This window comes from Actinacidiphila sp. bgisy167, assembly GCF_057707665.1.
This window is the reverse complement of the sequence record NZ_JBYIQP010000164.1, coordinates 1-4,124: the sequence shown is the minus strand read 5'-3', so window position 1 is coordinate 4,124 and position 4,124 is coordinate 1. Positions and strand designations below refer to the sequence as shown.

The 4,124-nt window shown below is 71.7% G+C and carries 4 protein-coding genes and 1 pseudogene; 3 read left to right on the top strand and 2 right to left on the bottom strand.

Annotation, left to right across the window (positions count from 1 at the left end):
• Nucleotides 1-295 (bottom strand): annotated as a pseudogene (locus AC3ET4_RS30380) (hypothetical protein); the annotation flags it as partial.
• A gap of 20 nt (nucleotides 296-315) precedes the next feature.
• Between AC3ET4_RS30380 and AC3ET4_RS30375 the strand changes: the two are divergent.
• Together AC3ET4_RS30375 and AC3ET4_RS30370 are read left to right on the top strand one after the other, a co-directional pair.
• Nucleotides 316-918 carry a TetR/AcrR family transcriptional regulator gene (locus tag AC3ET4_RS30375; protein WP_431955122.1) on the top strand — a complete coding sequence of 201 codons (603 nt, stop codon included), beginning with the start codon at nucleotides 316-318 and terminating at the stop codon, nucleotides 916-918.
• Nucleotides 919-1,013: 95 nt separating this feature from the next.
• Nucleotides 1,014-1,655 carry a nucleotidyltransferase domain-containing protein gene (locus AC3ET4_RS30370; protein WP_431955120.1) on the top strand — a complete coding sequence of 214 codons (642 nt, stop codon included), beginning with the start codon at nucleotides 1,014-1,016 and terminating at the stop codon, nucleotides 1,653-1,655.
• A 261-nt stretch (nucleotides 1,656-1,916) separates the two neighbouring features.
• Here AC3ET4_RS30370 and AC3ET4_RS30365 read toward each other — a convergent pair whose 3' ends face one another.
• Entirely contained in the window at nucleotides 1,917-2,729 is an 813-nt protein-coding gene (locus AC3ET4_RS30365) for a class I SAM-dependent methyltransferase (RefSeq protein ID WP_431955118.1), read from the bottom strand.
• A 306-nt stretch (nucleotides 2,730-3,035) separates the two neighbouring features.
• Between AC3ET4_RS30365 and AC3ET4_RS30360 the strand changes: the two genes are divergently transcribed.
• Entirely contained in the window at nucleotides 3,036-3,998 is a 963-nt protein-coding gene (locus AC3ET4_RS30360) for a phosphotransferase family protein (RefSeq protein ID WP_431955116.1), read from the top strand.
• The last annotated feature ends 126 nt before the right edge of the window (nucleotides 3,999-4,124 follow it).

Sequence of the window (4,124 nt, the reverse complement as noted above, 5' to 3'; positions counted from 1 at the left end):
GCGCGCTCACCTGCGACGCGGCAAGCAACGACCTCATCTGATCTGAGGCCTCGCCGGGGGCTGTGCCCGGGACCCAGCCAGGAGCTGTGCCCGGGACCTCGCCCGGGACCTCGCCCGGGACCTCGCGTTCCCCCGCGCGCCCGCGGGCGAACCGTCCGACCACCCCGACGACGAGTGCCAGGACGAGCGCCGCGGCGCCGATGAGGAAGAGGACGCGGTGTTCCTGGCCGCTGCGGGCGAAGACGTACGAGTAGAGATAGGCGGAGAGGGCCATCGTCAGCGCCGGGTCCGTCAAAGACGCCGTAGGCTGAGGTCATGGCTGGACGGCGTCAATTCGATGAGCAGCACACTTTGGGGCGGATCCTGGACGTCTTCTGGAACCAGGGCTACGGCGCGACCTCCATGCAGGACCTGGCGACCGCCACCGGCGTGCAGCGCGGATCGCTCTACAACGCGTACCGCGACAAGGAGTCGCTCTTCCTCCGCGTCTTCCAGGACTACGCGGACGCCTTCCTCGCCGAGGCCTCCGCCACCCTGGACCAGCCGGCCGTCAGGCGGGCGCTGGAGGACTTCTTCGACTTCACGATCGACTCCATGACCCGCGGCACCCCCGCCCGCGGCTGCCTGTCGACCAAGACCGCCACCGACACGCAGGCGGACGCCGAACCGATCCGGGCCGCAATCCGCGGCATGCTGGACCGCCTCGAAGGCGTCCTGGCCGAGCGGCTCTCCCGCGAGGACGCCGTCGGCCTGCTCGCCGTCCCGCCCGCCGAGGCCGCACGGGTCCTGGTGACCATGACCCGCGGCACCGTCGTCATCGAGCGCGTGTACCAGGACCCGGACCGGCTCCGCACCACCGCCAGGTCCCTGATCACGATGCTGCTCAACGCACAGCGGCACGCCCCCGCCCCTGCCTGAACAACCGCCCCGAAGGCCCACGCGGAGCCGGCGGTGGACATCCATCCAGGCCGCCGTACGCCCAGGACGTTCGACTCCGCTGGTAGGTTCCAGCCGTGAGCGAGCAACTGCCCAGCGGCGGCATCGAGCTGTCGCCCGACGAGATCGCGGCCCTCTCTGCCAGGTGGTCGTCCTGCTGGACCCCGACCGAGGTCGCGCAACGGCTGGCCGGGATCAGTACGCCCTGGTACGTGGCCGCGGGCTGGGCGCTGGACCTGTTCCGCGGCAGGCAGACGCGCGCTCACGAAGACACCGAGATCGCGATTCCGGCCGCGAGCTTTCCCGAGGTCCGCGACCGCTTCCCCGGATATGTCTTCGACGCGCCCGGCAGCGGCCGGATCTGGGAGGACGCCACACCGGACGTGCTGGCTGCCGTACACCAGACGTGGCTCCGCGATCCCGCCGGCGACAACTACCTGCTCGACGTGTTCCGCGAACCGCACGACGGCGACACCTGGATCTGCCGACGCAACGAGAGGATCCGGCTTCCTTACAGCGACATCATCCACCACACCCAAGACGGCATTCCGTATCTGGCGCCCGAAATGGTCCTGCTGTTCAAGGCCAAGCACGCCCGCCGAAAAGACCAGTCGGACTTCGACACGACCGTCCCGCACATGTCCCTGGCTCAGCGCGACACCCTGGCCGGGCTGCTCGACCGCGTACACCCGGGGCATCCCTGGATCGCGGATCTGTAACCGGATCCTGGTGCGCTCGCGTGTCCGACTGTCACCGAGTACGTCCGCGACGACGGGGCCCGCTGGTGCGAGGCGTCGCTGCCGGATGGCGGCGCCGCCGGCAGCGACGGCCGGGACCCGCGTTCAGGAGCGCGGACAGGTGGGCTGGGCGAAGCGGCCGGCTCGCTCCCGTGGACACGGCGGTCGCCGACAGGGAGAGACGTCCACCGGCGGCAGGCCGACCGGCCGAAGCATCAGCCCGTCCGCTCGGGCAGGGCGACGTCAGACCTGGCCATGTGCCATCAGGGCAGCGTGAGGCAGCACCAGCACGCCGTCCGGATCAGCGAACTCCGCGCACAGCGACTCGAAGTGCATCTTGATTTCTGCGACGACCGCCGGGACCTGGCTCGTCACGATCCGGCCGATCGTCGCCACTCCGGCGGCCGGTCCGCTCCACCACTCCTCACACGTCGTCCGGTGATCCCAGGTCAGGGTCTCGCAGCCGACGTTCGTCAGACGCGCCTCTTCGAGCAGAGCGGCGAAGCCCCGTTCGGTACGGGGGAAGTCGTCTGCAGGAGCAAGGGCCGGCAGGTGAGCCGGACGTGTGACGCCTGCCGCCTGGACAGCCCTGCCCAGCAGGGCCTGCCCGGCGGCCGTCGGAACCGCCCAGATGGTGACGGCAATCCGCCCGCCCGGCCGCGTCACCCGTCGCAACTCCGCCAGGGCTTGCCGAGGCCGTCCGACATGGTTGAGAAGGAAGTTGCCGACCACGGCATCGAACGCGTCGTCGGCGAACGGCAGGCGCGGCAGAGCGGCAAGCCGCACATCAGCTTCCGGAACGGCCGTCGCGGCCCGGGCGACCATGGCGGGTTCGGCATCCACCGCCGTCATCTTCGCCCGTCTCTCGCAGGCGAGTGCGGCGGCGGTGCCCGTGCCCGTCCCGGCATCGAGGACCCGTACACCCTCCCGCACCCCGGCGGCATCGAGGAGCTCAGGCACCGGATACGCACAGAGCTTGGCAAAACTCGCAGCATAGGCGTCGGCCTGCCCCGCCCACGCCCGCCGCTCGGACTCGTCAAACGCCGTCTGCACCACGCGTGTCCCCTCCCCGGAACCACCACATCCGCGCCAACAAAGCCAGCAAACCCGACGCTAACCCATGGCGCCCGCGCCTCCGGCCTCCACGGCGGGCGCCGCGCCGGGAAGCGCGTCAACCCGACCTGCTGCGATCCGTCACCACAGCCGCCGCGCGGGCCGGCGGGATCCGGCACGACGTGCCGTCCTGCGGCAACGCGGCCGCTCTCCGCGCATCGAGGGCGCGGCAGCACGCGAAGGCACCCGCCGACCCCGACTGACGGCGTCTCGCCGGCACCTGGACGACCGGCCCGATAGGCTGCCGGGGTGTCCACAGAGCGAGCGGAACCCGGCTGGACAGCCACCCGCGCCTGGGTGCACCGGCATCTGTCCGAGGGTGAACGCGTCGAGTCGACGCAGTGGCTGCGCGGCGGCTGGACCTCGCAGATGCGCCGACTGGAGGTCACGGGTGCCGGAGGCGGACGCCAGTTGGTGTTGCGCTCGTTCGTGAAGCCCTTCTATCTCCGGCACGCTCAAGGGCTGCTCACCCGTGAGGCGCGGGTCCTGAGGCTGCTCGGCCCGACCGCCGTCCCCGCCGCCGAGTTCCACGCCGTCGACGCGACGGCGGAGCACTGCGACCACCCCTCCCTGCTGATGTCGCTCCTGCCGGGCGACGTACGGCTGGAGGACGCCGAGGCCGGGGCGCGGGCCTGGCTCATGGCCCGCCAACTCGTACGCATCCACGGACTGCACGTCGGCGAGGAGGACCGGCCCCGCGTGTGCCAGGCGTGGACGGCGCCCGACCGCGTCCATCCGCCCGAGGCCACCAGCCGCCCGGACCTGTGGGCCCGCGCGGTGGACGTCATACGGTGCGACCCGCCCGCGTACGAAGGCCGCTTCCTGCACCGCGACTTCCACCCGGGCAACGTCCTGTTCTCCGGGCACGGCGGCCGGCTGCGCATCACCGATGTCGTCGACTGGGTCGAGACCTCCTGGGGCCCCGCCGACCTCGACGTGGCCCACTGCGCCACCGCCCTCGCCCTGCTGCACGGCCCCGAGGCCGGGATGCGCTTCGGCGACCGCTACACGGCCGCGGGCGGCCACCTGGCCGACTCCCCCGCGGAGCACCTCTATTGGCGTTTGCTGGACGCCCTCGCCTTCGCACCGGACGCCGAGAAGGTCGCGGTGCCCTGGCGTGAACTCGGCCGCAGCGACCTCACCCCGGTGACGCTCGCGGCGCGCCTGGAGGCCTACGTCGCGGCGCTGCTCGCCCGCTACGGCGAGGCCTGACCGCCGGCGGCGCACTCACGGCTCCGCCGCACGCGTCGGCTTCTCCGGCCCAGGACAGCATTCCCATCTGCGCAACTGCGCGTTCTCCACCCGGTGTTCGTCTTGTCACCCGGGTGTGATCACCAT

Bases quoted from the DNA above. Each gene is read 5' to 3' on its own strand.
- AC3ET4_RS30375 (WP_431955122.1), top strand. From the start codon at position 316: ATGGCTGGACGGCGTCAATTCGATGAGCAGCACACTTTGGGGCGGATC.